Raw genomic sequence first — 4,486 nt, 5'->3', positions numbered from 1 at the left:
TCGCCGGTGCCGTCGCCGGTGCCGTCCCCCGGAGCGGGGGCCGGGGCCGGGGCGGGCTCGGCCGACGCCGACGGGGGCGCGGCCTGGTTGCCGCCGTCCTCACCGCCGCCGGTGAGGCCGATCAGGCCGACGACAGCGGCGACCACACCGACGCCGATCAGCGCGATACCGGCGATCTTCAGCGGTGACTGCCCGCCGGACGCGGGTGCGGTCATCGTGACCTCCTGGCTGTCAGGGCTCGAGGCCGAGGCGACGGGCGGCGCGGGTGCGCTGCCTGCTGGAACGCAGCCGGCGCAGACGCTTGACCAGCAGCGGGTCCACCGCCAGCGCCTCGGGCTTGTCGACCAGGGCGTTCAGCACCTGGTAGTAGCGGGTGGCCGACATGTCGAACAGCTCGCGGATCGCCTGTTCCTTGGCGCCCGCGTACTTCCACCACTGGGCCTCGAACGCGAGGATCTCGCGTTCGCGACGGTCGAGCTCGCGGGGGGACGCGGCAGCGGTGCGCCGGTGCGCTCCGCGGCGTTCCGGCAGGGACCCGGCGGACTCCATCACGCTCCTCGAGCGGACGACGATCTCGTGCTGCGGCGGCCCCGCCCGGGCGCCGCGACGACGAACGACACGTCTGTCATTCGCGGTGCGGATTCAACCACAGGGGACCGACGGTCCCGGGCTGCGACGCGCCTGGAGGGCGGGTCGGACGACACCGAAACCGCCCGGCCGGGTCACGTCCGGCGGCGACCGTAGGCTGCTCCGGTGACGGTTCTGCGCATCCGCATGGTCGGCGACCCCGTGCTCCACACCCCCACCCGCCCCGTCGGCACGGTCGACGACACGGTCCGGACGCTGGTCGAGGACATGTTCGAGACGATGGCCGCGGCGAACGGCGTCGGGCTGGCGGCCAACCAGGTGGGAGTGGACCTGCGGCTGTTCGTCTTCGACTGCCCCGACGAGGAGACGCGCACGATGCGGCGCGGTGTCGTGGTCGACCCGGTGCTGGAGACCGACGGGATCCCGGAGGTCATGCCCGACCCGGACGACGACCAGGAGGGCTGCCTGTCGGTACCCGGCGAGAACTTCGCGACCGGCCGGGCGGAGTGGGCCCGGGTCACCGGCACCGACCTCGACGGTGAGCCGGTCTCCTACGAGGGGCGCGGGTTCTTCGCCCGGTGCCTGCAGCACGAGACCGACCACCTCGACGGTCACCTGTACCTGGACCGGCTGATGGGCCGCCACCAGCGCGCGGCGAAGAAGATGCTCAAGCGCAACGGCTGGGGCTCGCCGTCGGACTCGTGGGACCCGTCGGCCGTCGAGGCCGACGACGTCCCGCGGGGCTGAGCCCCGGGGACTACCCCGAGGTCGGACCGGGGTCTCATACCCGGGTACTAGGGGTCGACCTGGGAGAACCGGCCCCGCGGCCGATGTGGGGACCCACCCCGGGCGGGCACCGTGGACGCCATGGTGCTCACGATCCTCGCCGTCGTCCCGGTCCTCGCCGTGCTGCTCGTCATGGCCGCGCAGCCACTGTTCGAGCTGTGGGACGCCCGCGCGTCCGAGCGCGACGCCGCCCGCCCCGGCGCGGGTGTCCCGGCGTCCCCGGACGACGCGGTCGCGCCGCTGCCGGTCGCGCCCGCCGCGTACCCGGAGGCGCTGGGCGACGTCGCCGCGGCGCTGCGGGTCCCGGCGCCGCGACGCCCGCTCGTCCCGGTCGCCCGGCCCGCTGCGCGGGCCTGACTCCCGCTACTCGACCAGCCGGTTCTCCCAGGCCCACGCCGCGATCTCCACCCGGTTGCGGGCGTCCAGCTTGGACCCGATGTTGGCGATGTGGGTCTTCACCGTGGACAGCGAGACGAACAGGTCCCCGGCGATCTCGGAGTTCGTCCGGCCCCGGGCGACCGCCTTCACCACCTCCAGCTCGCGCGGTGAGAGCGTGGCGTGGACGTCGGCGCGGGCCGGTTCCGGCTCGGTGAGCCGCGACAGCAGCCGAACGGTGACCGACGGCGACACCAAGGCGTCGCCCGCCGCGGCGGCCCGGACGGCCTCGACGAGCAGCCGCGGGCCCGCCGTCTTCAGCAGGAACCCGCAGGCGCCCGAGCGCAGCGCGCCGTAGACGTACTCGTCGAGGTCGAAGGTCGTCACCACCACGATCCGCGGGGGGAACGGGTCCGCGGTCAGCGCGCGGGTCGCGGCGATGCCGTCCATCCCGGGCATCCGGACGTCCATGAGCACGACGTCCGGGCGCAGCTCGCGAGCCATGGCGACGGCGTCGGTGCCGGTGGCGGCCTCGCCGACGACCTCGATGCCGTCCTCGGCGGACAGGATCAGCCCGAAGCCGGTGCGCACCATCTCCTGGTCGTCGGCGAGCAGGACGCGGACCGCGGTCATCGACCCGCCCCGGCGGGCACCTCGGCGACGACGATCCACCGGCCGGGCCCGTCCGGCCCGGCGTGCAGCGAGCCGTCGAGGGCCTCCACCCGCTCCCGCATCCCGGCCAGCCCGAACCCGCCCGGGTCGCGCAGCGGGTTCTCGGTCCCGGTCCCGTCGTTGTGCACCACGGTCACCAGTCTCCCGGCCTGCAGGTGGACGCCGACCGACACCGTCGTCGCGCCGGGGGCGTGCCGATGCACGTTGGTCAGTGCCTCGCGCACCACCCGGAACGCGGTCGCCGCGACAGCCGGGCCGAGCCGCGCCGCCCGCACCTCGGGAGCGATCTCCAGCCGGGCCCGGCCGCCGTCGGGGTCGAAGCGGGCGACGACGTCGTCGATGTCGTCGAGGCCGTGCCCGGGGGCGCGCTCGGCGCCGTCCCCGGTGTCGTCCCCGGCGCCGGAGCGCAGCACACCGACCATGCGGCGCATCCCGTCGAGGGCCTCGGCGCCCGCCCGCTCGATCGCCTCCAGAGCCCGCCCCGCCTCCTCCGGGCGGCTGCCCGCCACGACCACCCCGGCCTGCGCCGCCACGACGATCGCGGTGACGTGGTGGGCGACCGTGTCGTGCAGCTCGCGGGCCAGCTCCAGGCGCTCATCGTTGCGGGCCCGGTCGAGCCGGGCGGAGCGGCGCTGCCACAGCTCGCGCGCCGCGGTCGCGACGACCATCGTCCCGGCCCAGCCGACCACGGTCAGGCTGGCGAACACCTCGCGGTCGATGTCCGGCACGCGCAGCAGCGGCATGCCCACGATGAGGCACAGCGACACCACCGCCGTCGCGAGCACGACCCGGACCGGTGCGGTCCGCACGACCGACACCGTGACCACGGCCAGCGCGAACAGTTCGGTCAGCGACACGAATGGGATCCCGCCGGTCACCACCCCCGCGACCGAGCCGCACGCGGACAGCCCGAAGGCGACCACCGCCACCGGGAGCGTCCCGGTCCCCGTCCGGTACCGCAGGAGCACGACGCCCGCCACGAGCAGGCCGTACACCGCACCGCTCGGCACCGCCGCCGGCCCGACGCCCAGGCCCAGCAGGGCGTCGCACCCCGCCCAGAACAGGTAGGCGAGCACCTCGAACCCGGCCAGGAGGGGGCGGCCGCGACGGGGTGCGGATCTCATGGGACACACGGTAGGACGGGCTGCGCCCGGTCGACCTCGGCCGGAAGTACGACGACCCGGACGGGGAACCCCCTACCACGGGCCGATGCCCCGGGCACCCTCCCGGCGGCACCGTGACCGTCATGATCGAGGGGTTGAGTCCGGCCGACGTGCCTGCACGGATCGCTGCCGCGACGGTGAACCTGGTCCGCACCTACGGGACGGGACGGGCCGCGGTCCGCGCGTTGGACGGGATCACGCTGTGGCTTCCCGCCGGCCGGTTCACCGCGGTGATGGGGCCGAGCGGCTCCGGCAAGTCCACGCTGCTGCACTGCCTGGCCGGGCTCGACCGGCCGACGTCGGGGCAGGTGGTGCTGGGCGGGACCGACCTGGGGAGCTTGAACGACACCGCGCTGACCCGGGTGCGCCGCGACCGGATGGGCTTCGTGTTCCAGGACGGCAACCTGCTCGGGCACCTCACGGCCGGGGAGAACATCGACCTCGCCGCCTCGCTGGCCGGACGCAGGCCCAACCACGCGTGGCGGGCCGAGCTCGTCGAGCGGCTCGGCATCGCCGACCGGCTCACCCACCTGCCCTCGGAGCTGTCCGGCGGGCAGCGCCAGCGCGTCGCGGTCGCCCGGGCGCTGCTGGGCCGCCCGGAGATCGTCGTCGCCGACGAGCCGACCGGCGCGCTCGACACCCGCTCCGGACGCGAGCTGCTGGGTCTGCTGCGCGCCTGCGTCGACGACTACGGCCAGACCGTCGTCATGGTCACCCACGACCCACTGGCCGCCGCCGCGTCGGACCAGGTCCTGCTGCTGCGCGACGGCCGCGCCGCCGGCCGGCTGGACCGGCCCACCCCGGACCGGGTGCTGTCCGCGATGGGCGCCCTGACCGGCGCCGACGACCCGGCGACCGCCGACGTCACGATCACCGGCCCGGTGGCGCGGTGAACCCGGCGA

6 protein-coding genes and 1 pseudogene are annotated in these 4,486 nt (G+C 75.3%); 3 read left to right on the top strand and 4 right to left on the bottom strand.

Annotation, left to right across the window (positions count from 1 at the left end):
- A pseudogene (locus tag GTW08_RS22165) lies at positions 1-215 on the bottom strand (LytR family transcriptional regulator); the annotation flags it as partial.
- A gap of 16 nt (positions 216-231) precedes the next feature.
- Positions 232-549, bottom strand: coding sequence for a DUF3263 domain-containing protein (locus tag GTW08_RS22160; RefSeq protein ID WP_100878847.1), 318 nt, complete (start codon positions 547-549; stop codon positions 232-234).
- A 204-nt stretch (positions 550-753) separates the two neighbouring features.
- Between GTW08_RS22160 and GTW08_RS22155 the strand changes: the two genes are divergently transcribed.
- Both GTW08_RS22155 and GTW08_RS22150 read left to right on the top strand, forming a co-directional pair.
- Positions 754-1,335, top strand: a complete 582-nt coding sequence (locus GTW08_RS22155; RefSeq protein ID WP_073576658.1) for a peptide deformylase — start codon at positions 754-756, stop codon at positions 1,333-1,335.
- A 120-nt stretch (positions 1,336-1,455) separates the two neighbouring features.
- Positions 1,456-1,731, top strand: a complete 276-nt coding sequence (locus tag GTW08_RS22150) for a hypothetical protein (protein WP_139282892.1) — start codon at positions 1,456-1,458, stop codon at positions 1,729-1,731.
- 6 nt (positions 1,732-1,737) lie between these two features.
- Here the strand turns inward: GTW08_RS22150 and GTW08_RS22145 are convergent, their stop codons facing one another.
- Together GTW08_RS22145 and GTW08_RS22140 are read right to left on the bottom strand one after the other, a co-directional pair.
- Positions 1,738-2,382, bottom strand: a complete 645-nt coding sequence (locus tag GTW08_RS22145; protein ID WP_073576656.1) for a response regulator — start codon at positions 2,380-2,382, stop codon at positions 1,738-1,740.
- Positions 2,379-3,545, bottom strand: a complete 1,167-nt coding sequence (locus tag GTW08_RS22140; protein ID WP_073576655.1) for a sensor histidine kinase — start codon at positions 3,543-3,545, stop codon at positions 2,379-2,381. Before GTW08_RS22140 ends, GTW08_RS22145 begins: the two co-directional genes overlap by 4 nt.
- Before the next feature lie 122 nt (positions 3,546-3,667).
- On the opposite strand from GTW08_RS22140, the gene GTW08_RS22135 reads away from it, so the two are divergent.
- The gene (locus GTW08_RS22135) at positions 3,668-4,477 is read left to right on the top strand and encodes an ABC transporter ATP-binding protein (RefSeq protein WP_073576902.1); all 810 of its coding nucleotides are present in this window, start codon (positions 3,668-3,670) and stop codon (positions 4,475-4,477) included.
- Positions 4,478-4,486 lie beyond the last annotated feature (9 nt).

The organism is Pseudonocardia sp. SID8383, assembly GCF_009864975.1.
Taxonomy (GTDB): domain Bacteria; phylum Actinomycetota; class Actinomycetes; order Mycobacteriales; family Pseudonocardiaceae; genus Pseudonocardia; species Pseudonocardia alni.
Note: the sequence above shows the minus strand (reverse complement) of the source record. Positions and strands in the feature narration are given on the sequence as shown.